Annotated in this window: 34 protein-coding genes and 1 tRNA gene; 6 read left to right on the top strand and 29 right to left on the bottom strand. The window is 48.8% G+C overall.

Annotation, left to right across the window (positions count from 1 at the left end; genetic code table 11):
- Positions 1-257 precede the first annotated feature (257 nt).
- From IG82_RS0105300 to IG82_RS0105250, 6 genes are all read left to right on the top strand, one after another.
- Complete coding sequence (locus IG82_RS0105300) at positions 258-800, top strand: hypothetical protein (protein WP_156095396.1); 543 nt, start codon at positions 258-260, stop codon at positions 798-800.
- Positions 801-833: 33 nt separating this feature from the next.
- Positions 834-2,390, top strand: a complete 1,557-nt coding sequence (locus IG82_RS0105295; protein WP_031934514.1) for a hypothetical protein — start codon at positions 834-836, stop codon at positions 2,388-2,390.
- Between the two features lie 949 nt (positions 2,391-3,339).
- Positions 3,340-4,818 carry a hypothetical protein gene (locus IG82_RS0105275; protein WP_156095395.1) on the top strand — a complete coding sequence of 493 codons (1,479 nt, stop codon included), beginning with the start codon at positions 3,340-3,342 and terminating at the stop codon, positions 4,816-4,818.
- 118 nt (positions 4,819-4,936) lie between these two features.
- On the top strand, positions 4,937-5,743 hold the full coding sequence (locus IG82_RS0105265) for a phosphatase domain-containing protein (protein WP_082192088.1): 807 nt from the start codon (positions 4,937-4,939) through the stop codon (positions 5,741-5,743).
- A 174-nt stretch (positions 5,744-5,917) separates the two neighbouring features.
- Entirely contained in the window at positions 5,918-6,871 is a 954-nt protein-coding gene (locus IG82_RS0105260; RefSeq protein WP_031934510.1) for an SPFH domain-containing protein, read from the top strand.
- Positions 6,872-7,239: 368 nt separating this feature from the next.
- Positions 7,240-9,294 (top strand): hypothetical protein, encoded by a 2,055-nt coding sequence (locus IG82_RS0105250; protein ID WP_172642909.1) that lies wholly within the window; start codon positions 7,240-7,242, stop codon positions 9,292-9,294.
- 264 nt (positions 9,295-9,558) lie between these two features.
- Here IG82_RS0105250 and IG82_RS0105245 read toward each other — a convergent pair.
- The 29 genes from IG82_RS0105245 to tuf form a co-directional block, all read right to left on the bottom strand.
- Positions 9,559-9,634, bottom strand: a tRNA-Thr gene (locus IG82_RS0105245).
- Between the two features lie 60 nt (positions 9,635-9,694).
- Positions 9,695-10,507, bottom strand: coding sequence for a CDP-alcohol phosphatidyltransferase family protein (locus IG82_RS0105240; RefSeq protein WP_052545739.1), 813 nt, complete (start codon positions 10,505-10,507; stop codon positions 9,695-9,697).
- Positions 10,508-10,516: 9 nt separating this feature from the next.
- On the bottom strand, positions 10,517-10,936 hold the full coding sequence (gene rplQ, locus IG82_RS0105235) for a 50S ribosomal protein L17 (RefSeq protein WP_031934507.1): 420 nt from the start codon (positions 10,934-10,936) through the stop codon (positions 10,517-10,519).
- Positions 10,937-10,944: 8 nt separating this feature from the next.
- The gene (locus tag IG82_RS0105230; protein WP_052545738.1) at positions 10,945-12,000 is read right to left on the bottom strand and encodes a DNA-directed RNA polymerase subunit alpha; all 1,056 of its coding nucleotides are present in this window, start codon (positions 11,998-12,000) and stop codon (positions 10,945-10,947) included.
- A 26-nt stretch (positions 12,001-12,026) separates the two neighbouring features.
- A complete protein-coding gene (gene rpsK, locus IG82_RS0105225) occupies positions 12,027-12,413 on the bottom strand; it encodes a 30S ribosomal protein S11 (RefSeq protein ID WP_031934505.1) in 387 nt (128 codons plus the stop codon).
- Between the two features lie 14 nt (positions 12,414-12,427).
- Positions 12,428-12,793 (bottom strand): 30S ribosomal protein S13, encoded by a 366-nt coding sequence (gene rpsM / locus IG82_RS0105220; RefSeq protein ID WP_031934504.1) that lies wholly within the window; start codon positions 12,791-12,793, stop codon positions 12,428-12,430.
- Positions 12,794-12,848: 55 nt separating this feature from the next.
- Positions 12,849-13,496 (bottom strand): adenylate kinase family protein, encoded by a 648-nt coding sequence (locus IG82_RS0105215; protein WP_082192087.1) that lies wholly within the window; start codon positions 13,494-13,496, stop codon positions 12,849-12,851.
- Between the two features lie 6 nt (positions 13,497-13,502).
- Positions 13,503-14,837 (bottom strand): preprotein translocase subunit SecY, encoded by a 1,335-nt coding sequence (gene secY, locus IG82_RS0105210; protein ID WP_135957812.1) that lies wholly within the window; start codon positions 14,835-14,837, stop codon positions 13,503-13,505.
- Between the two features lie 6 nt (positions 14,838-14,843).
- Positions 14,844-15,293, bottom strand: a complete 450-nt coding sequence (rplO, locus tag IG82_RS0105205; protein ID WP_031934501.1) for a 50S ribosomal protein L15 — start codon at positions 15,291-15,293, stop codon at positions 14,844-14,846.
- Positions 15,283-15,876, bottom strand: coding sequence for a 30S ribosomal protein S5 (gene rpsE / locus IG82_RS0105200; protein ID WP_031934500.1), 594 nt, complete (start codon positions 15,874-15,876; stop codon positions 15,283-15,285). The genes rplO and rpsE overlap by 11 nt, the downstream gene beginning before the upstream one ends.
- A gap of 9 nt (positions 15,877-15,885) precedes the next feature.
- The gene (rplR, locus tag IG82_RS0105195) at positions 15,886-16,242 is read right to left on the bottom strand and encodes a 50S ribosomal protein L18 (protein ID WP_031934499.1); all 357 of its coding nucleotides are present in this window, start codon (positions 16,240-16,242) and stop codon (positions 15,886-15,888) included.
- Complete coding sequence (rplF, locus tag IG82_RS0105190; RefSeq protein ID WP_031934498.1) at positions 16,239-16,769, bottom strand: 50S ribosomal protein L6; 531 nt, start codon at positions 16,767-16,769, stop codon at positions 16,239-16,241. Before rplF ends, rplR begins: the two co-directional genes overlap by 4 nt.
- An 18-nt stretch (positions 16,770-16,787) precedes the next feature.
- Positions 16,788-17,183, bottom strand: a complete 396-nt coding sequence (gene rpsH / locus IG82_RS0105185) for a 30S ribosomal protein S8 (protein ID WP_031934497.1) — start codon at positions 17,181-17,183, stop codon at positions 16,788-16,790.
- A 10-nt stretch (positions 17,184-17,193) separates the two neighbouring features.
- Complete coding sequence (gene rpsN, locus IG82_RS0105180; protein ID WP_031934496.1) at positions 17,194-17,499, bottom strand: 30S ribosomal protein S14; 306 nt, start codon at positions 17,497-17,499, stop codon at positions 17,194-17,196.
- Positions 17,499-18,044, bottom strand: a complete 546-nt coding sequence (rplE, locus tag IG82_RS0105175) for a 50S ribosomal protein L5 (RefSeq protein ID WP_031934495.1) — start codon at positions 18,042-18,044, stop codon at positions 17,499-17,501. Before rplE ends, rpsN begins: the two co-directional genes overlap by 1 nt.
- Before the next feature lie 23 nt (positions 18,045-18,067).
- Positions 18,068-18,391 (bottom strand): 50S ribosomal protein L24, encoded by a 324-nt coding sequence (gene rplX, locus IG82_RS0105170; protein WP_031934494.1) that lies wholly within the window; start codon positions 18,389-18,391, stop codon positions 18,068-18,070.
- Entirely contained in the window at positions 18,391-18,759 is a 369-nt protein-coding gene (gene rplN / locus IG82_RS0105165; RefSeq protein ID WP_031934493.1) for a 50S ribosomal protein L14, read from the bottom strand. Before rplN ends, rplX begins: the two co-directional genes overlap by 1 nt.
- Positions 18,760-18,807: 48 nt before the next feature.
- Positions 18,808-19,047 (bottom strand): 30S ribosomal protein S17, encoded by a 240-nt coding sequence (gene rpsQ, locus IG82_RS0105160; RefSeq protein ID WP_031934492.1) that lies wholly within the window; start codon positions 19,045-19,047, stop codon positions 18,808-18,810.
- A 2-nt stretch (positions 19,048-19,049) separates the two neighbouring features.
- Entirely contained in the window at positions 19,050-19,229 is a 180-nt protein-coding gene (gene rpmC, locus IG82_RS07415) for a 50S ribosomal protein L29 (RefSeq protein WP_408605318.1), read from the bottom strand.
- A gap of 21 nt (positions 19,230-19,250) precedes the next feature.
- Positions 19,251-19,664 carry a 50S ribosomal protein L16 gene (gene rplP, locus IG82_RS0105150; protein ID WP_031934490.1) on the bottom strand — a complete coding sequence of 138 codons (414 nt, stop codon included), beginning with the start codon at positions 19,662-19,664 and terminating at the stop codon, positions 19,251-19,253.
- Positions 19,664-20,329, bottom strand: coding sequence for a 30S ribosomal protein S3 (rpsC, locus tag IG82_RS0105145; RefSeq protein WP_031934489.1), 666 nt, complete (start codon positions 20,327-20,329; stop codon positions 19,664-19,666). The genes rplP and rpsC overlap by 1 nt, the downstream gene beginning before the upstream one ends.
- Positions 20,329-20,700: a 50S ribosomal protein L22 gene (gene rplV / locus IG82_RS0105140; protein WP_031934488.1), complete on the bottom strand. Its 372-nt coding sequence runs from the start codon at positions 20,698-20,700 to the stop codon at positions 20,329-20,331. The genes rpsC and rplV overlap by 1 nt, the downstream gene beginning before the upstream one ends.
- An 8-nt stretch (positions 20,701-20,708) precedes the next feature.
- Positions 20,709-20,987: a 30S ribosomal protein S19 gene (gene rpsS / locus IG82_RS0105135; protein WP_031934487.1), complete on the bottom strand. Its 279-nt coding sequence runs from the start codon at positions 20,985-20,987 to the stop codon at positions 20,709-20,711.
- A 12-nt stretch (positions 20,988-20,999) separates the two neighbouring features.
- The gene (gene rplB / locus IG82_RS0105130; protein WP_031934486.1) at positions 21,000-21,821 is read right to left on the bottom strand and encodes a 50S ribosomal protein L2; all 822 of its coding nucleotides are present in this window, start codon (positions 21,819-21,821) and stop codon (positions 21,000-21,002) included.
- Positions 21,818-22,150, bottom strand: a complete 333-nt coding sequence (rplW, locus tag IG82_RS0105125; protein WP_052545735.1) for a 50S ribosomal protein L23 — start codon at positions 22,148-22,150, stop codon at positions 21,818-21,820. Before rplW ends, rplB begins: the two co-directional genes overlap by 4 nt.
- On the bottom strand, positions 22,147-22,764 hold the full coding sequence (rplD, locus tag IG82_RS0105120; protein WP_031934484.1) for a 50S ribosomal protein L4: 618 nt from the start codon (positions 22,762-22,764) through the stop codon (positions 22,147-22,149). Before rplD ends, rplW begins: the two co-directional genes overlap by 4 nt.
- 10 nt (positions 22,765-22,774) lie before the next feature.
- Positions 22,775-23,431, bottom strand: coding sequence for a 50S ribosomal protein L3 (gene rplC / locus IG82_RS0105115; RefSeq protein WP_031934483.1), 657 nt, complete (start codon positions 23,429-23,431; stop codon positions 22,775-22,777).
- A 1-nt stretch (position 23,432) separates the two neighbouring features.
- Positions 23,433-23,744, bottom strand: coding sequence for a 30S ribosomal protein S10 (gene rpsJ, locus IG82_RS0105110; protein WP_031934482.1), 312 nt, complete (start codon positions 23,742-23,744; stop codon positions 23,433-23,435).
- Between the two features lie 35 nt (positions 23,745-23,779).
- Positions 23,780-24,967: an elongation factor Tu gene (tuf, locus tag IG82_RS0105105; RefSeq protein ID WP_031934481.1), complete on the bottom strand. Its 1,188-nt coding sequence runs from the start codon at positions 24,965-24,967 to the stop codon at positions 23,780-23,782.
- Positions 24,968-25,004: the final 37 nt, after the last annotated feature.

Here is a 25,004-nt window from a genome sequence, read left to right as displayed (position 1 = left end):
AAGACAGAGAAGCAGAGGCGCCATAGCCAAAAGACAAAAGCTGGCAGGATCAAAAGTGCCATCTCCTTCCTTATCAAAAAATCAGAAGCTTATTGAAAACACGGCGACGTTATGTCAAAAAAGATAATATTTTCAATATGATGGGCATAGCATGAGCACGTTAAAAAAGCACACCCCTTTTGTATTCTGATTTACGCAAATCACCCCTTGTCATGAGGCTAAAAGGAACACCGCATCTTTTTATTGTGAGTATCAAAATGTCTGACATAGAAGCATGGGAAGTCTATCGGGTCACATCTACGCGCACCCTTATCAAGGTAGGTGCCATTCAATTGCCCACGCGTGAACGCATATTCTCAAGCCTACCCCTGTCAGTCCAGCAGCTCATCACTGCTCTTGACACATCTATGGGTCAAGACACCGGCGGGGGCACTTATCACCCTATCTCAGAAACACGCTTCTGCCACTTTTATCCTCTGATTCGTCTGATTGCACAAAGACCCCATGCGCTGCCACCTCTTGATATGAAAGCCTATAATACTGAGGCTGAAGTCACCCAAGGTTTACAAAGATGGGCCGCTCAAGGCTCCTACGAACAACGCCTATGGAAAACCATTCAACGCATGCTCCCCCAAGCGCGAAAGGATTTAGCTTTGTATTATGAAACGCACCATCATCTGCCTTCCTTCACGGCCAAAACCTATGCTTACAAAGCCATCATGGATCTTTATAAAACACCTTACGCGTTCAGCAAAAGAGATCTTAAGAAAAAAATTTCTTTAAAAAAAGATAGATTTTAGAAAAAATCTTCTTAAGATAAGGAGCTGTTTTTTATGGATATTCTATTGATGTTTTGTCATCATTTTTTATTGTCTTCTCTCCTTCGATGTGGACTGCTTTTGGGTCTTGCCGCACAGGGCGCAACCGCCTTAAAGGCTTTACCCTCAAACGACAGCGGAGAAGACGCACCTCCCCTCCCTCGTCAAAAGAAACATCATGATCATACAGGAAAAGAATCTACCGCGCCTATTGTCGATGCCCTTATACCAAGCATGATCACAACAGAAGATCGAATGCTGGCCAAACCCTGCATGAAGCGTTATTTCCAGTTTTACATGAACCCAGCGTTCTATCAGCTGTTGGATGAACATGGTCGCTCCCTTAACACCTATATCTTTGGCACGTGTCACCCACTCACGATGGAAATTTTACCCCTCCACACCCAAAAGATGATTCGCGCCATTGCCTCCCAAGATAAGGCACATTTCGTAGGAGAGATCACAAAAGAAGAGTGCATGCGCCCCGCACCCCCCCTTAAGGTTACCCACCCATGGGATTGGTCAAGCAGCATCAATCAATGTTTAGACTCTCTTCCAGGGAAGCTTATAAATATTCCTCCAGAACAGTATATGGAGATTTCCCCAGGACAGGTTGTTGGCACGTTTTCAGAAGGCTATGTAAGGACTTTTCCAGGGCCTTATAGAAAGCTTTCTTCAGGGCGCTATGTTGAGATTCTTCCAGCACCGTATCCTGCAACGCCCCCAGGACAACCGTATGTAATCTCTTCAGGGTCATATCTGCATATAGCCTCTTTTTCAGGTAACTATCTTTCATCTAATTTTCCAGAAGAGTATGTAGAAGTTCATCCCAAGGGTGATGTTAGCCAAATAAAGGCGTTTAACAAGGAAGTCCTAAAAAATCTGCTAGAAAAAGCGTATAGCTCTTGGGCAGACACCTATTTGCCTGATAACATCAAGAAAGAGGTGAAGAAAAATGCTTTAGCACAGGTCAATCTCAATGAGATACCCCCTTCTTTCGTTCAGTTTGTAATGTTTGCCCTCAAAGAAAGCCAGAAAGGGCATTTAAATTTAGACGCGGAAATAGAAGCATTATTTCCACAAAAGCACAGGACATCTCTGGAGACAAACAAAGAAAGGTATGACTTCCTTTTAAGCCAGTGCAATGAGCCTAATCCTCTAAATCCCTACGACTTTTTCAAGCTCTTAAAAACAATACAAGATGACTATGAAAGCTTTATTTCCAACACCCACAAGAAGGTTGGAACAAAAAAACCCTTAGAACTCCTTGAGATTAACCGGTGTGAATTGGAATACTTGCTGGGTAACGAACTTTTTATGCAGGATTCTTGTGCCCTGAGCTTAAGAAACAATCATTGGTTTCCGACATATTTTGTGCACTTACTCAATGAGCGTCTTTACTCAAAACCCTCGGGTGATGCTGGCAGCCACCCACCTGTTTTGATCACCTATGGTGCGGCGCATCACGGAGGCGAGACAGGCATCATCACGCAAATACGCCACAATTATCCCCAGATCCAGATGCGCAAACTGCAACAAGACGGCACGTTCTCTCCTTGCAAAGACGATTAAGCGCTAGGATCACAACACAAAGGGCGCTCACACCGGCGCCCTCTTACAACAACAGGGCTTCCCTGACATCCCTCCCTTGGTGCTCATTTTCTTACCTTATAAAAGGCAAAAAATGGTCAGATTCACGCAGGTATATAAAATTTTTGATCATTAATTCAAAAAAATAGCTCAATATTATTTAAAAATAAATTGATAATAAATATTGAATCTAAAACCTTTATTGCGATCTTGATGGTTTTCAGGTCAGACCCCTTCCCCAAACCATTCCCCAAACGCCTCATGCCTGTCGTCTTCCCTATAACAATAACGACCCCTACCTTTCTCACCCTTCTTCTGAGCTTTGGTCAAGCATTTTGTGGGAGATCGTGTCCCGCTATGAAGCCATGATAGACACAGGTGTTTTGGGCGCCAAAAAAGCCCACGGGGAAGATCAAAGCTATACCGTTTTTGCCACAGGGCCTGGTTTGATGTGTATGAGATCTGGGTGCGGAGCAGTGATTGATAACGTCATCCAGAAAAAAGGATTCTTCTCGAAACTTTTGTGGTCAACGCAGCGCAAAAATGTTCTGTCCTGGAACAATTTTGAAAATGCTTTTTTTTAGACGCCGAGCCCTACAATTCTCTAGCCCCTTTTGGCGTGCAATATGTCAGCAACGTGCTAGGCAGGGCTGTGTGTTTTGCAAACTCATGGGTTGATAAAAGTAAGCGCAAAAAACCAAGTTTTGTAACGCCCGACAGCCTACCTGCCTGATCTCACATCACGCACAACCATAGAAAAGGGGTGGCTGCCTCCTGGCTTTGACCCCCTCTTTTCTACCAGCTTTTGTGTATATCCTCAAAGGTACAAAGCTTAGCGCCACAAACGACGCGCTCCCCCCGCTCATCACCACCCTTACGGCCCAATAACCTTCTTAAAGACCGATCCTGACCACATAAGGCTTTGATTTTTTTGTCAAAAATAATTGACAGAATAGTAGTTTGGGTGTTGATAACGGCCTCTCTCCACCCTTGCCTGGGTATGGATGCTGACGGCAGGGACATTGAGTCTGGGGCACAGCCCTCTGCGCACCCTGCCTCTAAGCCACGTTATCACTTTGCACCGTGGCCAGAAGATGACACCATGACGCAGCTTCGAAAATGTGCTCTGAGTGTTGAGATATGGGTATTGCCAACAGAGAAAATTTTTGTTGGCGGTGTTGGACGCCTTTATGAAATTAAGAAAGAAAGCGCTCTTTTTTCTTTACGCCTTTCGCCAAAAGATGATCGTGAATGGCTTCCTGGCTCAAACATAGGCAAAGCCTTGAAGGCCAAAGACTGGAACACATTTTGCGACCATGCGGTCAGTCATAGCGGCAGACAACGTGATGACGTCAAAATTGCACTCAATGTGAAAGATGTGTCTTTTCTCCCCAACGCTCGCTTAGATGATCTTTTGGCCCTGGTTGCAGAAAGCATCATGCCAGGCGCTCCCCTGCATGGCCTGAAAGTTCCCGAACCAACAAGAATTGTTTTTTATAAGCAAAAAACACACTCCTGGGAAGAAAGAGGCTCAAGGCTAGACATGCGTCCCCTTTCGCTTTTGATTAAAAGACATAGCACAGCCTTGGTGCCCCTTTCTGAAGAGGCCCTTCAGGGTAAAGATCATTTTTTCCATAGCCCTCAAGCTTCTCAGCGGTGCCTTGTGGATATAAGTGTTAGGTTTTGCCCCCCTTCATCAGAGGAAAAAACAATCGAACAAAAGAAGACCCAGAAAGACGTGCCTGATGGAGAGACCACGCCAAACATTTTGCTGGTTTTGCCGCCTGAGTTGATTCAGAAGATCATCCGTGATTATATGCCCTTCTATGATCAACTGTCGTTGATGGAAAACTGCTCCACCATGACGAAACATGGCATCCTTGCTGGGGTGAAGCTGCGTTTTTTACCCGAACAACCAAGACAGTATGACCATTTCATATTTGGTGGAGGCAAGATATTAGATCTTATTCAAAAGCGCCCCACAGTCCCCGTCACGTGCTATAGCTTTAATGCATCAAATGAACAAAAAGAGGCGTTCCCCATGGAGTTGATCGTGAAAGCGCACCCTGCGGAAGGCTATACTGAGGGTGAGTCCCCCCAGGCAATCCCGTTGACGGCAGCCCTCTATGACCCATCCAGTGAACGCGTGATTGTGACAATGAACAATTTCTTCACTTCTGATAAAAGTCATTGCATTGAAGGCTTTTTATGTGTCCCCCGTATTGCGGGCATGATGAGTGAACAGATTCACAATCAATGGAACGATGCCAGAGATGCGATCAAGAAACGCACAGAAGCCCAGGATCAAGAATCAGCACAAAGCCAAGCCAATCAAAAGGAGGCGATCGTGGAGACCCCCGAAGGGGACAACGCCAAAGAAGCACGTTCGGCAGCTGCCCCCCTAGCATAATCAACCCTTTAGAGGCAAGGGCGTGAGAGGCCCTCTCTTCATCCATCTTTTGTCAAAAAAAGATATTTTTAAGGCAAATTTGACATCCTTGGAATAAGGAGCCTCAAAAGAGTCGTGCATGCGTTGGGTGAAAGCAGTTCTTACTTTCGGTCTATTAGGGTGTCTTTTGAAAGGTAAACCGCTCGTTCCCAAGCCGCCTTGTTTTGTGAAAGACCCCACATCGGCCAAACGTTTCCAAACCAGATTGCGCGTTTTGTCACCACGCAACCCAACGCTTACCAAGAACCTTCAACGTTTGCGGGTCATCGGCAGTCCTCAACCATCTTTCAAACAGCTGAAGATGCTCTTGCAAGAGAACCCTCAACTCTATGGGATCGTGGACTTAAGGAAAGAAACTCACTTTTTTATGAAGGGGCAATCTATTTCATGGGGGACAAAGGGAAACTGCGTCAACCATCGTACGATACAAGAGCACCTTTCAGAACACGCATGGACAGAACTTCAGGGTCTTAAATATCTGAGGCTCCATGTTCCCGATCACTATCCTCCGACTATAGAGCAAATCAATACCTTCCTTCAGTTTTATAAATCCCTTCCTCCAGGTGCGGTTCTTCTGATTCACTGTCGCGGCGGGCGTGGTCGCACCACAACGTTCCTAACACTTGTGGATATAATAGAGAACGCAAAGTGCGACTCCTTTGACACCATTCTTGCGCGCCAGTGGCGGTTGGGCGGAGCCGATCTCAGGAAACCCAGGACGGGGGTCAAGAAAAGACCTGCAGAGACGCGCCTTAAACTACTCAAACTTTTTTATGCTCGTGTGCGTAAGGACGCAGAGGGCTCGTTGAGGCCTTTTCAGAGACAAAGGCGTAAGACACAGCTGCCAGAAGCCCTCTCTCTCCCCCCTCCCTCGGTTCTGATATAGCCAACCCTGTGCAGGCAGGGCCCTAAAATCAATAGAGAAATGGAGTTCTTTCCTCTTTCTCTACTCCTCCCACAAAAACTCAACAGCCTTTCATTTTTTTGTCTTTTAAAGATATTTTAAGAGCTGGCGCCCTATCCTAAGAGAAGTTTTAAAGATAAGGAAAGCAGGTGAAGAATGGACATAACGCCTTTTTGGGCTGGATTGTTACTTGTCGTCAGTGTGGCGATCATATTGGTGCCTGCCATTTTTTTCATTGTGAGCCAACAAAACGTGGCCGTAGTCGAGCGTTTAGGACGCTTCTCTCGCATTGCGCGCCCAGGGCTGCGTGCCCTCATTCCCTTCTTTGAACATGTGAAGGGACGCATGAGCCTGCGTATTTTGCAAATGGATGTCCCCGTTGAAACCAAAACCCAAGACAATGTGTTTGTGAATCTGATGACGTCGGTGCAGTACCGCATTCTTGAAGACAAGATTTTCGAAGCCTTTTATACGCTGGAATCTCCAGATGATCAGATCCAATCCTTTGTTTTTGACGCCGTGCGTGCACAGGTGCCCAAAATGATTCTTGATGATGTGTTTTCGAAGAAAGATGATATTGCCAATATCGTGTGTGATGATTTGATGCCCCAAATGAAAGGGTTTGGTTATGAAATCTTAAAAGTGCTCATCACAGACATTCAACCCGACGCACAGGTGAAAAGCGCCATGAATGAAATCAATACAGCGCAACGTCTGCGTCTGGCGGCACAAGAAAAAGGGGAAGCCGAAAAGGTCATTCGCGTGAAACAAGCCGAAGCTGAAGCTGAATCCAACATTTTGCATGGCAAAGGACTGGCAGGTCAGCGACATGCCATTATTGAAGGGCTGAAAAGTTCTGTGGAAGACATGATGCACGGCGTTAAAGGCGTGACACGTCAATCCGTCATGGAAGTGGTGATGATGACGCAATACCTGGATATGCTGAAAGACTTGGGCTCTTCCTCACAAAAAAGCGTTATTTTTGTGCCAAGCACACCCCAACATGTGGGCGATCTTGGGGCGCAAATTCGAGAAACCATCTTTGCCTCTGACCTGCTCGCCAAAACGCCTCAAGAAGCCCTCAAGAAACCCAAGACCCCCTCCTCCTGAATCATCATTTTATCCAGTGTCGTTGGCATCATGTGAGTGAAGGGCCCGTCTCTTCCTGCAGCTTGTTTGCCGTATGGCTCTTATGTTTGGTCACAACGTTTTGCGTATCCTCAACCGCAGTTGCCTTTGTTTCTTGAGCAGAGCTTGAGTATGGGTGCTCACAGAAAAGAGCGAGGCCCATGATAAAACGCTACATCCTGCATACCCCCTGACATACACGAAAAACCAACATCATTGCTGACAAAAAATACAATAAAATCAATAATATATTGATAAAATGCATCATTTTGGCACTTTATGTCTATGAGAAAATAGTGGAGCATTCTCCATAGAAGATGGTTAGGATGATGATGCGTTGTGTCGCGCTTTTGAGCGTACTTGTTTTAGGTTCTCCTTTCGCAATGGCAGTTTTGCCAGGCGAGGATGACATCGAGGCCCATGCGGGGGCAGGCCCCAATGTTGACCCTGGTGGGGATGCAGAGGATATGGGTGAAGCCGCACCTTCGTCGGCCACCCCGCCAATGTATGGACCCATGAGTGAACTCGAGACACTTAAGGATTGTGCAAAGGTCACTCTGAAACTTATGGGGAGTTGGCGGACAGAAGGTAGACAGTTATATGAATTCATAGAGGTCAATTTACCTAGTTTTTTGGTTGGTTATGTAAACTTTCTGTGTGCTTCTTTGGGCGATGCGTCCTATTGTCATTGTTTGGCTGAGAAAGATTGGGTGGGGTCATCTGTTGCGCATCTTTTTCAAACCTTAGAGAGCAAGATTTTCCGGACGTCCGTGCTTCGAAATTCTGCACTTGGTCTGCCGCCTGAGGATGCTGCTTTAATTTTGGAGCTCCATATGAAGGTGCTTCACAAGCCACTGCCTACCGGTGTTGATCTGAATATGATGAGTCACCTCGTTTTGCCCAAAGACTATCCAGACCTCAATCTACTATCCAATGTATCCATGCCGAATCTTAAAAGGTTGGAGGGACGAAGTGACATCGATCATTTTCCAAGGCACCTTGTGGAAGGATCGCAAGTTGCGTCTGGAGAGGTTGTGGGATCTATATTCCACTTAAGGTGGTTTGGGATGTATGCAATGCCCTTGTGGATGAAGCCTTACATTGAGGAAGGTCACCTGCGTATTGAAATGGGCGATTATATGTGGGGCTCTACCGGTCACGATTGTCTTGGTTGGTTGGACATTCTTCAGATGAATGGATTTGCTTTTCCTCACCCTGAACAAGAGCGACCATGGTTTACGCTTAGCTATTTTGAAAAAGGTCAAGAGAACCCCCACCCTGTGCCTGCCCATCGACCATTACGTCCCTTTGACGTCACGCTTGCGACCGCGAAAGACACGAGTACGACCACGCCAGTGGCGGATCTAAAGGCACCACAGAAGGATCAGGCAACAGAAGAAGAGACAAGAGCGCTTAACATTCTGGATTTACCGCCAGAGATTTGGGATGCGTTTTTTCGCTACCTCAACAATGCGCAGCGCCTCACCCTTTTGGCTGCTTGTCCTGATTGTGCATCGTCTTTTTTGGCCGTGGGGCTTGAAGGGATCATGTTCCGTCCCACAGGTGATCTGCCGCACCAGCCGAAGGCGGATAAAGATCTGTTAATGTTTTGTAAGAATGAGCTGGACATGTTTAGCCAGCGGCCACTTATCCATGACGATGATTTCACGTTTTCCATCGCCTGGCCCACACGCAATCATGGCGATGTCATTCGATATCATGACTCAGAAAAAGTTGTGCATGCGCGCACACCTGTTCATGGTCTCTCATTGTTGGCACAAGGCCAGCGCATGGCTTACGAAACGTCCATGAATATAAAAAGGCGGTTTCGTTTTGAACCGATTTTTGATCAAAAAAAGTATCAAGATTTTTGGGCACAGGCCACGGTGACCCCTGCAAAGGGTTGCCATTTAGTGATACAAAAAACGGCGTCAGGTTTTGCGTGTATACCTACCGATACTCATACGTTGAAGCAAAATTTTACGATTGTTCACGATTTTGGTCACCTCAAATTAGCGTGTGCGCACATTCATATCATTGATGAAATGCCGGGATTCGATAAGCATAAGGCAGAAGTGGACGCATTCTTTGATGCATTGAGGGCAAACGTTCGATGTTTTGAGATTTTTATGGACTACGTACGCAATGACGGAGGTGAGATTCTCCAGTCCTATGGTCCTTGCCACATGGAACGCGCTGAGAATATGCCATCCTTACCTATTTTGAAAGAGATGTTCCGTACTTTGGTGCGCCATAAGATTGAAGGCCAACGATATCTCCAAAACCACTTCCTTAAAATGGCTTTAGGAGACGAGCTCATGGCCCTGACGCAGAAGTTCCCATCGACGGCCATCCAGCTCAAAGATGCCCGCAAGGCGCAGCCCACTGAAAAAAGCAAAGAGTGATCTATAAAAGACTGCGCCTCTTTCCCCTCTTCCCAAAAGATGCTTTACCGTCGCAAAAATCAACATGACTTATAGTGCCACGTGCCTTTTGAACTGAGTGCCGCGTCCGTCATGACCCATGTCTGTTCCACCGCGCTTCTCCGTCCTGATATCATGTCAAAATACCCTCCCTCATAGAGGCCTCAATATGATTCACGTCGATGACAATGTGATGACCATGTCGTTTTTGGAAAAATAGAAAAACTCTGGAAGCCAGGTTAACCCTGGTGCCGAAGAGGTGACTTGAACACCCGACCTACTGATTACGAATCAGTTGCTCTACCAGCTGAGCTACTTCGGCACACTCTTTGAGGTTAGAAAAAGTAAGCTTGCGGCGCAAGAGGCAAGAAGCAAGATAAAGCTAAGAGGGTGTGAGGTGGCGACGACGCTTTACCCAGAGAAAACTCCACGGGATTGAGGCTATATATGCCACGGTCAACACCGTCATCACAGCCCACGGCATGCTAAAAAGACCGCCCGTGATAAGCGCCACCCCCAACAAAAGAAGGGGTAGCCGGTGCTTCGCAAAAGGAAAGCGCTTAAACACCAGTGTGGGCAAACGACTGACCATCAGCCCGCCCCCCAAAGCCAACGTCACTAAGAAATACCAAGGAAACATCCACTCCATGCCGGACGAAAAATGCAAGAAAAAGGGAAGCAACGCAATAAAAGCGCCCCCCGGTGCCGGCACCCCGACAGAGAAATAATCACCCCACGAAACTTTTTTCGACAAAAGACGATAGACGTTAAACCGCGCCAACCTCAGCGCTGAACACGTCATAAAAAAAAGACACAGCGCCCATCCCAGCCCCGGACATGCCGACAAGGAATGGAAATAAATCACCAACGCGGGCGCAACGCCATAACACAAAAAATCGGCTAATGAATCAAGTTCAGCACCAAAATCAGATGCACTCCCCAAAAAACGAGCCACGCGGCCATCCGCCATATCAAACACACTGGCCGCCAAAATGCACATCACCGACCACTCCCAATAATGAGAAAAGGCAAAGCGAATGGCCGAAAGGCCAAGACACATGCCCACAATGGTGATGACGTTAGGAAAAACGTGACGAATCTGATCAGGAGACGGTGCTTTTTGCCAAATCTGTTCTTTGTACACACGCAAAGAGTCTCGCCTGCGATGGTTTTTGGCAAGAAACGAAGCGCCCATACCTGTCCCCTACTTCGGTGACTCCTCTACGGAGGTTGTCTTTTTGCTAGAGGCCTTTTTTTGTTGAGGAAGAGGTCTGTCCACAAGCTCCATCAACGCCACGGGCGCATGATCCCCAAAACGGTAGCCCTTTTTGATAATCCGCGTATAGCCCCCGGGACGATTCTGATAACGCACCCGCAACTCAGATGTCAGCTTCTTCAAAAAGGCACGATCATGGGAGAAAGAAAAAAGACGCTGACGCGCCCCCGGCGTATCATGACGCCCCAAAGAAATGAGTCGTTCCACGAAAGGTCTCAACACTTTTGCTTTTGTTAATGTTGTCTCAATACGCTCTTGACTCACCAAGCTTTTTGCTAATGACATCAAAAGAGCACGACGCTGATGCGAAGGCCGTCCCAGCTTGCCATGACCTGTCCTATGCTTCATACCTATCCTTATCCTCGCGAAAGAGGGATCATACCCCGTGTTGACAGCGCCTCTTTTGATTTCTTGAGGGCCTCATCCATGTCCTCTGGTGGCCAATCAGCCACAGACATCCCCAACCTTAGATCCATCTTTTTCAAGACATCACTGATTTCACTTAATGATTTACGACCAAAATTAGGAGTCCTTAGCAGCTCCGATTCGCTTTTCAACACCAAGTCGCCAATATACACAATCTTAGCCGCCTTAAGACAGTTAGACGAACGCAGAGAAAGATCAAGCTCTTCCACCTTACGTAACAAATCAGCATTGAAAGAAAGGGGGGGGGTCGTTGTTTCCACCTCTTCAACATAAGGCTCTTCAATATCTTTAAAATGAATAAACTTACCCAGCTGTTCTTGAAGAATGCGCGAGGCAGCACTTACCGCATCTTCAGGGCTGATGGATCCGTTAGTTTCCACCGTCAACACGAGACGATCACAATTGAACTGAGCCACATGTGTGCTTTCCACCACAAATGAACAACGCTTGACAGGATTAAAAATAGCATCCACCAAGATGGTGCCCAAAGCCAGGTCTTCCTTAGACCTATCCCCCACAGAAGAATAGCCCTTCCCCGTTTCAATGGTGAGCTCAAAGTCAACCTTTGCGTCCTTCCCCAGCACACAAATAGGCTGATCGGGAGATAAAAAGTCTACATTCCCTCCCCCATCAATCATGCCGGCCGTCAAGGTTTTTGGACCCTCGGCCTGCACACGCACCTGACAAGGGCCAGACCCTTCATACTTAATGTCAAGATTCTTGAGGTTTAACAGAATATTTGTCACATCCTCCTGCACACCAGGAATAGACGAAAACTCGTGTAACACATTGCTAAAGCGAACGGCCGTCACTGCCGCGCCACGCAAGGATGACAGAAGAATACGGCGCAGTGCCGTACCGATCGTGATCCCCAAACCTTCCTCGAAGGGCTCAAACGTAAGATTCGCATGACGACCCTGGTCGGATTCGCGACTCACCTTCACCTTACAAGGCTTAATCATTTGTTGCCAATTTTGTCTCAGCATTCCCTTATTCCCATCCTCTGAAAAAGTTATCCGCGACGCTTTTTAGGAAGTCGACACCCATTGTGAGGCATCGGCGTTACATCACGAATGGACGTCACATTAAATCCACCCTTAAGCGCACGTAACGCAGATTCACGCCCCGACCCTGGGCCTTTGATATACACCTCTACGCTTTTGAGGCCAAAATTTTTACCCTTTTGAGTAATCGCTTCAGAGGCAAGTTGCGCAGCATAAGGCGTTGACTTACGGGCCCCCTTAAAACCGGCTCCACCCGAGGAAGACCAGCAAAGGACATTGCCTTGCACATCAGTCAATGTGACAAGCGTGTTGTTAAATGTGGAATAAATATGCACCACCCCACAAGTAATGTTACGCTTCTTTTCCTTGCCCTTTGACGAACGTTGATACGCCATACAACCTTAACCTCTTATTTTTTGCCCGCAATAGGACGTGCCTTCCCTCTACGGGTGCGTGCATTGGTGTGCGTGCGCTGACCCCGAACCGGGAGATTTCTACGGTGACGTAGACCTGAATAACAACCTAACTCTGTTTTTTGTTTGATGTTTTGACGCACCTCACGCAACAGATCACCCTCAATTTTATAGTGTGCATCAATATGCTCACGAATCTTCAACACATCGGTGTCTTTGAGCTCAGAAATACGGCACGCTTCCGGAATGGATAAGGCCTCACAGATAGAGCGCGCTGACGACGGACCTATCCCATAAATATATCGCAACGCAATTTCGACCCTCTTTTGCGTTGGAACGTTAACGCCCGCTATACGTACCACAACTATGCACCCATACTTTTATGCTTAAAGAAAGAATAACACACGCTTTCCTCCATTAAAACCCCCCACATGGCGAGTTTTTTAGACAATCCACAATCTTTTGACTCACCTCATCTGCAGGCGCCTGCGCCGAAATGCGATGAAAAAAGGGCTGATCTTCATATGCTTTTAAAATGTCTTGATCGCGCAGATGTTGTGCCTTTAACCGCTTGACAATCACATCTTCCACATCATCGCGTCTCTGGCCAAACTGTGTGCCACCACAAAAATCACACACACGTTTTTTGCCATCTTTAGGACCATACGTAGCGCCACAAGACAAGCACATGTAACGACTCAAAAGACGATTCAGCGCCACCTCTTGAGGAAGGTCCAAGTAAAATAAGAAATCCAACGCCATGTCATGCTCAGCAAAGGCTTTGTCAAGCAAATCCACCTGCACACGGCTCCGAGGGATGCCTTCCACCACAAAACCGGGCAAGGCTTTGACATTTTCCATAAATACATCCATCACAAGCGCATCAGGAGGAAAGTCACCCCGGTCCATGATGGGTTTGAGTTGCTGTCCCAAAGGCGTTTGGTTTTCAATCTCACGCCGCAACAGGTCACCCGTGCCTACCAAAGGAAGGGAGAGCTTTTCCGCCAATATGCGTGCCTGCGTCCCCTTTCCTGATCCCGGCAGCCCCAATAAAACAATACGCATACCCCCTTACTTTCCCCCAGGATAACGATTTTTCAACAAACCTTCATACTGATAGGAAATAAGATGCGTCTGCACCTGGGCTACCGTATCCATCGTTACGCTGACCAAAATCAATAAACTTGTACCACTAAAAAAGAAGGAGAGAGTCACTTGGGACATCAGGATCTCTGGCAACACACACACAAACGACAGGTAAAGCGCACCAATCACCGTCAAACGCGTCAACAAATAGTCAAAGTAATCCACCGTCATCTTTCCAGGCTTGTATCCAGGAATAAACCCATGACTTTTACGCAAATTCTCAGCCGTTTCTTCAGGGTTAAACACAATGCTTGTATAGAAGAAGGCAAAAAACACAATCAAGGCCACGTATAGCAAGATAAACAACACCTGCCCGCGCCCAAAATACTGTAAAAATGTGCTCGCCACAGAAGAGGTGCTGAAAAAGGAGGCGCTGGCAATGAGCGAAGGAAACATCAGCACAGAGGTGGCAAAAATGGGAGGCAACACCCCCGAGCTATTGATCTTAATAGGAAGGTAGCTCACCTCACCCTGGCTCATCATACGCCCCACCTGACGCTTGGGATATTGAACCGTCACACGACGATACCCACGCTCCACAAAGACAATCAAAGCAATCACCGCCACCAACAGCGCCAACACAGCTAAAATTACACTTATATGCACGGCTCCTGTGCGCCCCAATTCAAGGGTACGGATCGCTGATTGAGGCAAATTGGCCACAATCCCTGCGTAAATGATCATTGACAAGCCGTTGCCAATGCCGCGCGCCGTAATTTGCTCACCCAACCACACGACAAAAAAGGTCCCCCCTACCAAGGTAATCACCGTACCAAAGCGAAAAAACCACCCCGGGTCAAACACAAGCGACCCAGAGGCCCCTGTCAACCCTTCGAGCATCACCGATGTTGTGTAGGCCTGAGCCGTGGCCAACCCCACAGTGAGATAACGCGTGTATTGGTTGAGCTTTTTGCGCCCCGTCTCCCCCTCTTTGCGCAACGCCTCAAAGTGAGGAATCATGGCAGTTAACAGCTGAACAATAATGCTGGCCGTGATATAAGGCATGACGTTAAGGGCCATGATCGTCGCACGCCCCAAAGCGCCACCAGAGAGCATATCGAGCATGCCCAAAAAACCACTCGCATTACGGCGCGTGATCTCCAACATCACCTGCGGGTTCACACCCGGCAAGGGAATGTAGGTGCACAAACGATAAACAATAAGAACGCCCAGGGTAAAAAGAATGCGCTTTTTAAGAACCTCGGCTCTTGAAAACGTTTGCCAATTAAAAGCTGACTGAATGGCGCGCTCATTCATCATGAAATGTTAAGATACCTCACCACCACACTTTGTCACAGCATCCCGCACAGACGACGAAACACCCGAAACAGATAGCTTCACAGGATGTGTCAGATCGGCTTTGCCAATCACACGCACCCCATGAAATGCTTTTTTGAAAATGCCCTTCTCCACCAACAGCGCCTCGGTCACCGTTTCCTTGGCAGAGAGAACCCCTTGATCTAGGAGAGCCTGTAATCGTGATAAAGAAAGCTCTTGAAAACGCCTTTTCTTGAGCGGGTTAAACCCACGCTTGGGCAACCGCATATGAATGGGCATCTGCCCACCTTCAAACCCCTTGATAGACACCCCGGTTCGCGACTTTTGGCCTTTATAACCACGGCCGCACGTCTTACCTTTGCCCGAACCAACGCCGCGCCCCACGCGCTTCCTTGGTCTCCGCGCTTCAACATAATCTTTGATAGCATTAAGCTTCATGGGTCGCCTCTTGTGTTAACACATCTTTTTTGTCCGCAGACGAAGTTCGCGCCTTTCCCGAAGACACAAACACATCCGCCACACGTTTCCCCCGCTTTTGTGCTACCAGACGCGGCGGCAAAATGGAGTGCATCGCCTTAAACGTAGCCTTGACAAGGTTATGTTGATTAGAGCTTTTCAAAGATTTACTCACCACATCTTGCACACCAAAGGCTTCAAAAACGGCACGCATAGCGCCCCCTGCAATCACCCCCGTACCTGGCTTTGCAGAACGAAGTTGTACAAGGGCGGCACCGTAAGAGCATTTTATATCATGATGAAGCGTACGCGCTTGCTTTAAGGGCACACGGCTCATGTGCTTTGTGGCTTGATCCATCGCCTTGCGCACCGCTTTTGACACCTCTTTAGCTTTGCCCGAACCATATCCGGCACACCCCTTGCGGTCCCCCACAACAGCCAGAGCAGAAAACCCAAAACGCTTACCACCTTTCACCACCTTGGTGACACGATTGACCACCACCAGCTCTTGAAAAAGGTCAGTATTGCGTTCTTCTTTTTTATGGCCTGATGTATTTTTTGTCATAGTCATCCTCTAGAACGATAATCCGGCAGAACGCGCACCTTCAGCCAGCGCCTTGACACGGCCATGATAAAGATAGCCACCGCGATCAAACACAACACAGTCAATCTTGCTCTTGCGCGCCCGCTCTGCCACAAGTTTACCCACGTGACCAGCCATGTCACACCCAGCATGCGACTGATCACGCAAAGGTTTTTCCTGAGATGATGCGGCCACCAGTGTCTTATGCCCTTCATCATCAATAATCTGGGCATAGATGTGCCGCTTGGACCTGAACACAGACAACCGCAAACGACCGCCAGATTTCTGTCGCAAACGGAAGCGATTGCGTTCTTTCCGCTTTTCCTGCCTGACACCCGCTCGGATCATTTTTTCTTACCCTTTTTTCTCAAAACATACTGGCCCACACGATGAATGCCCTTGCCTTTATAAGGCTCAGGAGGTCGGAAGGCCTGAATATCTGACACTACCTGACCTACTTTTTGCTTGCAATGCCCCTCAACAGAAAATTCTGTGGGCGATTTGACCACCACATTCACATGTTCAGGTAACGGTAACACGACGTCATGGCTGAACCCCAACTGCATTTTCAAGGACCGCCCTGCTAACGCCGCACGATAACCCACGCCTTCCATTTTCATATCAACAGAAAACCCTTGGGACACACCCTGAATAGCGTTCTTGACCAAGCTCCAGGCCATGCCCCACAACACCTTGCCACGGCCGCTTTGCTCACCACGCAACGTTACCATATCACCATCCAAGGCACACGAAACACCCGCCGGCAAAGCCAGTGTGTGCTCACCTTTAGGTCCCTTTAACAACACCTCATCACTGCGCAACGAGCAGGTCACCCCCTGAGGCAGAGGAATAGGACGCTTCCCTAAGCGTGACATACGCGTCTCCTATGCATCTCAATAAACACGACAAACAATTTCACCCCCCACATGATGTGCAAGAGCCTCACGGTCCGAAAGCACCCCTTTCGATGTGGAAAGCACAAAAATACCCAACCCATTATTGACACGCGGCAAGCGGCGAATCTGACTATACGAGCGACGCCCCAGCCGAGACACCCGGGAGATTTCTTCAATCACAGGGCGGCCCTTATCGTATTTAAGGTCCACCACCAACTCATCAATACCTTGCCTGACATTCTGTCGTGCATAGCCCAGGAGATACCCCTCCCGCACGAGAACGTCCAAGATTTTTTCTGCAAACCGCGAAGCCGGCGCACGACAGGTGGCTTTCCCCACGCGCATCGCATTGCGCATCCGGGTAAGAATGTCTGCTACAGGGTCGTTGATCATGTCTTTTTCCTTACCAGCTTGCCTTAATTACACCCGGCAACTGCCCCGAGAGCGCAAGCTCACGAATAGCAATCCGAGAGATGCCATATTCTCGATACACGCCCCGAGGACGCCCCGTCAAAAAACAGCGACGACGCACACGCACAGGCGATCCATTACGCGGCATCTGTGCCAATTTTAACGATGCCTGAAACCGCTCTTGAAGCGTCACATTTTTATCTGCCGCCAACGCCTTCAACCGCTTGCGACGGGAAGCATTTTTCTTCACCAAACGCTCACGATAATGGTTTTTTTCAATTGCACTTTTTTTCGCCACTATAACGTCCCTCTAAACGGTATACCAAATCCCTTCAACAGCAAGAAGGCTGCCTTATTATCCATCGTATTCGTCACAAAGGCAATGTCTAACCCCACAGCATACGACGCTTTATTATAATCCACCTCGGGAAACACCGTATGCTCGGGAATGCCCAAGGCATAGTTGCCCGCACCATCAAAACTTTTGATCGAAGCCCCCTGATAATTACGCACCTGAGGCAACGCAATCACAATGAGACGCTCAAGAAAGTCATACATACGCTTGCGACGCAGCGTCACAGAGACGCCCACGCCCATGCCTGCACGTATTTTAAAACCCGCCACTGATTTTTTGGCTTTGCGCACAAGTGCATATTGACCCGCGATCGAGGTCAGGTCCTGCTGCGCCAATTCAAGCGCTTTGCTGTCTTGCGCGGCACGCCCCACACCCATATTGAGCACAATTTTCTCCAGGCGAGGTGCTTGCATTACATTTTTAAGCCCCAGCTCTTTGAGCAGCTGATCCCTTAGTGTGTTGTGATAATAGTCATAAAAAAAAGACATAAAATGTTTGCCACAACCTCTCGTTAACGAATTTCTTCACCAGAACGCTTTGCATACAAAACGCGCTTACCATCTTTGAGCATCTTCACCCCCACGCGAGAAGGCCCACCTGTCTTAGGGTCCACATGCGCCACATTAGACACATGAATGGAAGCTTCTTGACGAACAATCCCTCCCTTGGCATGAGCCTGCGAAGGTTTTTGATGACGCGCCACCATTTGCACACCCTTAACCTTAAGGCGGTGTCGATCACGCAGCACTTCCAAGACTTCACCCTTGCGGCCTTTGTCCTTACCAGCCAACACAACCACCTGGTCACCTTTGCGAATTTTCCACTTAAACGTCATCACAAAACCCCAGGCGCCAATGAAACAATTTTGCCGAAACCTGCATCCCGCAACTCACGCATCACAGGACCAAAAACACGTGTCCCCACAGGGGCTTTTTGATTGTCCAGCAACACCACCGCGTTATTGTCAAAACGAACTTTGGTGCCATCAGGACGCGAAATAGGAAAGACTGTACGCACAATAAGGGCTTTCACCACATCGCCTTTTTTGACGCGGCTGCGCGGCTGAGCCTCTTTCACAGACGCCACCACAATATCACCCTGGTGAGCCGCCCAGCGCTTTGAGCCGCCCAACACTTTGATACATTGAACTTTCTTCGCCCCTGAGTTATCTGCCACAGGGAGAATCGATTGCATCTGTATCATACAACAACGTCCTCTCTTCTATTCCACATTGTGTGTCTCATTATCCATCTAGCCATTCTTTTCAGCACACACTTCCCAAGCTTTTGTTCGCGAATAGCGCTTTGATTCAAGAATAGAAACCTTATCCCCCACCTTAAACGCATTTTGTTCATCATGGGCCGCATACTTCCTGCGTGTTTTGACAATCTTTCCATAAACAGGATGAACAAACCGACGCTCTACAAGCACTTGAATTGTTTTATTCATCTTGTCAGAAACGACAATTCCTTTCAATACACGTCGCGCCATAGCTACCCCTTTTTGTCCAAAATAACACACAAAGCTGTTTTAACACGAGCTTTTTTTCGCTTGACATGACGCAAGGACGACGTGTTTTTTAATTGTTTTGCCGCATGTTGGAAACGCAAGTTCATTTCCTCACGCGCCAATGCATGATACTCCGCCCGCAGATCCGTGGCGCTCTTTTTCATGAGCTCTAAAAAAACCGTCATCTACCCTCTCCTCGTCACAAATTTCGTAGGAATAGGCAGCTTTGCACCCGCCAGAACAAAAGCCTGCCGCGCCATTTCCTCAGAAACCCCCTCAATTTCAAAAAGCACACGGCCCGGCTTCACACGGCACACCCAAAACTCGGGCGAGCCCTTACCACTGCCCATACGAACTTCTGCAGGCTTTTTGCTGACAGGAACATCCGGAAAAATGCGAATCCACACTTTGCCCAGACGCTTCACATGACGCGTCACCGCTCGCCGCGCTGCCTCAATTTGCCGCGACGTGATCCGCTCAGGCCCCAATGCCTTCATGCCATAGGAGCCGAAAGCAAGCTGACACCCCCTTTGCGCATTGCCATGGATGCGGCCCTTAAAGGCCTTGCGATACTTTGTTTTCTTAGGGCTTAATAACATTATTTTGTCTGTCCTTCCTCTTGAGGCACGGGGGCACCATGGCCCAAGATATCCCCAAGATAAATCCAAACCTTCACACCACAGGTGCCATACGTGGTTTTCGCCACAGCTGTGCCATAACTGATGTGAGCCCTCAACTTATGAAGCGGCACACACCCCTCACGAGACCACTCCATCCGCGCAATTTCAGCGCCACCCAAGCGGCCCGAGCAATTCACACGAATCCCCTGCGCGCCCAATTTCATGGCAAATTGAATAGCCCTGCGCATCACACGACGGAAAGAGGCCCGCTTTTCAAGTTGCTGCGCAATCCCCGACGCCACCACCTGGGCATCAAGTTCAGGCTTGCGAACCTCCAACACATTGAAGCTCACATCCCCACCAATTTTTTTGCACAAGGCCAAACGCAATTTTTCAATATCACCGCCCCTGCGACCAATTACAATGCCCGGACGCGCCGACTGCACCGTCACACGCGGCCTCTTTGACAAACGCTCAATGGTCACAGACGAAACGCTGGCATGCTTAAGTTTGTCAAACAAAAAGCGCCTCACCTCAAGATCTTGTTTCAACAGCTTGGCATAATTTTTTTCGTCCACCCATAAAGAGTCCCAGGTCTTATTGACCCCCAAACGAAAACCAATTGGATTTGTTTTTTGTCCCATTATGCTTTGGCCTCCGAAACCACGACACGCAAATGACTAAAAGGTTTTTCGATGCGTCCAGAGCGACTCCGCCCCTTAATGTCAAGACGACGCATCACAAGCGCACGACCCACCGTGGCTTCTGTCACGTAAAGAGCATCTGGGTCAAGCCCCTTATTGTGCTCTGCATTGGCCACCGCCGACATCAAAATTTTCTGAACATCATGAGCAATTCTGCGCGAGCATAACCCTAAACGCACACGCGCCTCTTCCACAGGAAGACCACGTATCAAGGCCGCCACCAGATTAAGTTTTTGTGGGCTGACACGTATCCGCCGACCTAAGGCCATTGCATGCTTGCCAAAAGAAAGTTTTGTCTTTGATTTCTTCACGTCAACCCTTACCCTCGCTTCGCCTTACGGTCACCTGCGTGCCCCAAAAAAGTGCGCGTGGGCGAAAACTCGCCAAACTTGCGACCAATCATTTCTTTGGTAACAAACACAGGAATAAACTTGCGACCATTGTATACAGCAAATGTCAAATCCACAAACTGAGGCAAAATGGTTGACCGTCTTGACCACGTTTTAATGACATCTTTACGCCCCGACTCACGCACAGCATCCGCCTTCTTCAGCAGATAGCCATCAACAAAAGGACCTTTCCAAACTGATCTCGCCACGCTTCTTACCCCTTACTTACGTCTCTTAACAATCAAACGATCTGTACGCTTGTTCTTGCGTGTCCGCTTCCCCTTAGCCGGCAAACCCCACGGAGACACCGGATGACGCCCCCCTGATGTTTTGCCTTCACCACCACCATGGGGATGGTCAATGGGGTTCATGGCCACACCACGCACACAAGGCCGACGCCCACGCCAACGGTTCCGCCCCGCTTTTCCTAAAGAGATGTTTTTGTGATCCGCATTTGACAACACACCCACAGAGGCCCAGCAATCTTCCGGCACACGGCGCATCTCACCTGAGGACAGCCGCAAAAGAATATATCCCTCATCACGCCCCATAATACGTGCAAATGCACCCGCCGCACGCGCCATCTGCCCCCCCTTACCGGGCTTCATCTCCACATTATGAACAAAGGTTCCCGGAGGAATGGCCCGCAACGGCAACGCATTGCCTGGCAGGATATCGGCTTTCTCAGAGGCCACCACAGCGCCACCCACACCCAATTTAGCCGGTGCCAAGATATATGACAACACATCGTCTGGATAACGAACCAACGCAATGAACGTCGTGCGGTTAGGGTCATACTCCACCCGCTCCACACGCCCCTCAACATCGCGGTGCATACGCTTAAAATCAATAGATCGATAAAGCTTGCGATGACCGCCGCCACGATGATACGCCGTTAAACGGCCCACAGCATTACGCCCGCCCGTTTTGGCCATGCGCGTTGTCAACGTTTTAATAGAACGCCCCCGCCATAACAAAGAACGATCGACCAGGACTGTTCCTCGTTGGCCTGGTGTTGTGGGACGGTAAGCCTTTAAACTCACTTCTCACCCCCCTCTGCATCAATCACCTGGCCCTCTTTCAAACGAACCACCGCTTTTTTCATTCCCGAGGTCTGACCTAACACGCCCTTAAAGCGACGCTTCTTACCCACGCGGTTTAAGGTGTTCACAGACACCACATCCACACCAAAAAAATGTTCCACAGCCTTTTGGATGTCGATCTTGTTTGCACCGCGATCAACTTTGAAGGTATAGCGGCCGCCTTGTGTGCCCATCGTGGATTTTTCTGTCACAATAGGCCCCCGCAAAATATAGGGAAGTCGTGACACCGACGGCCCTTGATAGCTTTTTTTAAACTGCGTGCCCCTCATACAAGACGCTCCTCTAAAGACTTGATAGCCGGCTTTTCCACCATGATGTAATCATGACGTAAAATATCATAAACATTAAGACCTTTTTCCGGCAATATATTCACGCGCCACAAATTACGCACGGCCCTGACAAACTGCGCATCAGGCTCACCCGCCGCCACAAAAAGAAGACGCCCCTGCCACGAGGACAGGCACTGGTCAATCTTTTGTGTTTTGTGCGAAGCAAAGGTCAACGCATCAACCACCACAAGTTTTTGTTCAGCCAACTTGCCCGAAAGTGCGACCGACAATCCCAATCGGCGCACACGCTTTGGTAGCGCATGAGCGTGAGAACGCACTTGTGGTCCAAAAATAATACCGCCACCTCGAAACTGCGGAGAGCGCAGGCTTCCCTGACGCGCGCGACCTGTGCCCTTTTGTTTATAAGGCTTACGCGTCGTGCCCGAGACATTTGAAATACCCTTCGTTTGATGCGTGCCGGCCTGACGCTTAGCCAGCTGCCAGCGCACCACACGGGCAAGAATATCTGAACGCAAAGGACGCAAAAACACACGCGGGTCAAGATCAAGGTGACCAACTTCCTTACTTTCAATACTGCAAACTGAAACTTTCACAAAAATCCCCCTACACCGCAGACGCTAACGACTTTTTCACAGCATCACGGACCATAACATAGCTTCCTCGAGGCCCAGGGATCCCACCTTCCAGCGCAATCCACTTTTTGTCTACATCCACAAAAGCCACACGCAAACTTTGCACAGTGACGCGCGCGTCACCCATATGCCCAGCCATCTTCTTGTTTTTAAAAACCTTGCCTGGAAACGAGCGCTGACCGATAGATCCATGACTTCGATGAGATATAGAAACACCATGGCTCGCCCGCAGACCGCCAAAGTTATGGCGCTTCATCGGCCCCTGGAATCCCTTACCCTTAGACGTCCCCGTCACATCCACGCGCGCATCCACAGAAAAATAGTCAGCAGAAAACACATGCCCAGGGTCGAGAAAATGGTCCTCATCAATGCGAAACTCCACCATCTTGCGACGCCCTTCAGACAATGCTTCGTTTTTTTCAAAGGCACGCCGCAACGGCTTGGCAAGCTTGGCTGTGGCGACCACCCCACTGCCTACCTGCAAGGCGTTATATCCATCACGATCCTTTGTTTTGTGAGACACCACAACGCAATCATCAAGACTCAACAACGTGACAGGCACGTGCACCCCATCTTCACGAAAAAGACGAGACATCCCAAGTTTTTTAGCCAGTATTCCCGAACGCATATCAGCTCCTCACTTCAACACGCACACCCGCCGGCAGGTCTAGGTCCATCAAAACTTCCACAGCCTGGGGGGTGAGATTAGAGACATAAATAGCACGACGGCACAACCGTTTTTCAAACTGTTCACGCGACTTCTTGGCTACATGAGGCGCCTTTAACACAGTGACACGTCGGATAGAGCGAGGCAGTGCCACCGGCCCTTTGACCGAAGCACCCACGCGCGTCAAGGTCTTAACAATCTTGGAAGAAGATTGATCCAAAACGCGATGGTCATACGCCTTAAGACGGATGGCAACATTTTTCTGCGTCAACATAAAACGCCTCGACTATACACAAAAACTCCTCTAGCTCAATCCAATATTTTTGTCACAACGCCGGCACCCACGGTGCGGCCACCTTCACGAATAGCGAAGTCAAGGTTTTCTTCCATCGCCACAGGCACAATCAACTCAACCGTCATCTTCACCGTGTCACCAGGCATAGCCATTTCAGAGCCCGCCAGGGTGATAGACCCCGTCACGTCTGTGGTGCGGAAATAAAACTGGGGACGATAATTGTTCATAAACTGAGTATGACGCCCGCCCTCCTCTTTTTTCAAGACATAGGCTGTGCACTCAAACTTTTTGTAAGGTTTGACAGACCCAGGCTTTACCACAACTTGACCACGCTCCACATCTTCACGCTTGACGCCGCGAAGCAGCAATCCAATGTTATCACCAGCCTCACCACGATTCAAAATTTTGCGGAACATCTCAACGCCCGTGACAGTAGTTTTCTGGGTGCCTTTAATCCCCACAATTTCCACCTCATCACCAGAGTTTACCAAACCACGCTCCGCACGACCGGTCACCACCGTGCCGCGACCTGAGATGGAAAACACATCCTCCACAGGCATGAGGAAGTCTTTGTCCACATCACGCGTGGGCTGGGGGATGAAGCTATCCACCTCTTCCATCAATTTTAAAATGGCATCCTTGCCAATCTCAGGATTTTTGCCTTCCAAAGCACATAGGGCTGAGCCACGAATCACCGGCACATCATCACCAGGGAATTCATATTTGGAAAGAAGCTCACGCACCTCCATCTCCACAAGGTCCACAAGATCAGGATCATCCACCTGATCCACCTTGTTAAGAAACACAACCAAAGCCGGCACACCCACCTGCTTGGCTAACACAATGTGCTCACGTGTCTGAGGCATCGGGCCATCCGTGGCCGACACCACCAAAATGCCGCCGTCCATCTGCGCCGCACCGGTGATCATGTTTTTCACATAGTCAGCATGACCAGGGCAATCCACATGGGCATAGTGACGATTGCCTGTTTCATACTCCACATGAGCTGTGGAGATGGTGATGCCGCGGGCCTTTTCCTCAGGCGCCTTGTCAATTTCATCATAAGCCTGGAATTCAGCGCCACCAGACTCTGCTAACACCTTTGTAATCGCCGCTGTCAACGATGTTTTTCCATGGTCAACGTGGCCAATTGTGCCAATGTTACAGTGCGGCTTCGTCCGCTTAAATTCTTCTTTCGCCATTTTCCAAAAACCTCTCTAAAGTTTTGATCTCTCCTAG

It is taken from the genome of Candidatus Hepatobacter penaei (assembly GCF_000742475.1).
GTDB lineage: Bacteria > Pseudomonadota > Alphaproteobacteria > Holosporales > Hepatobacteraceae > Hepatobacter > Hepatobacter penaei.
The sequence above is the reverse complement of the archived record's forward strand: the minus strand, read 5'-3'. Positions and strand labels throughout refer to the sequence as shown.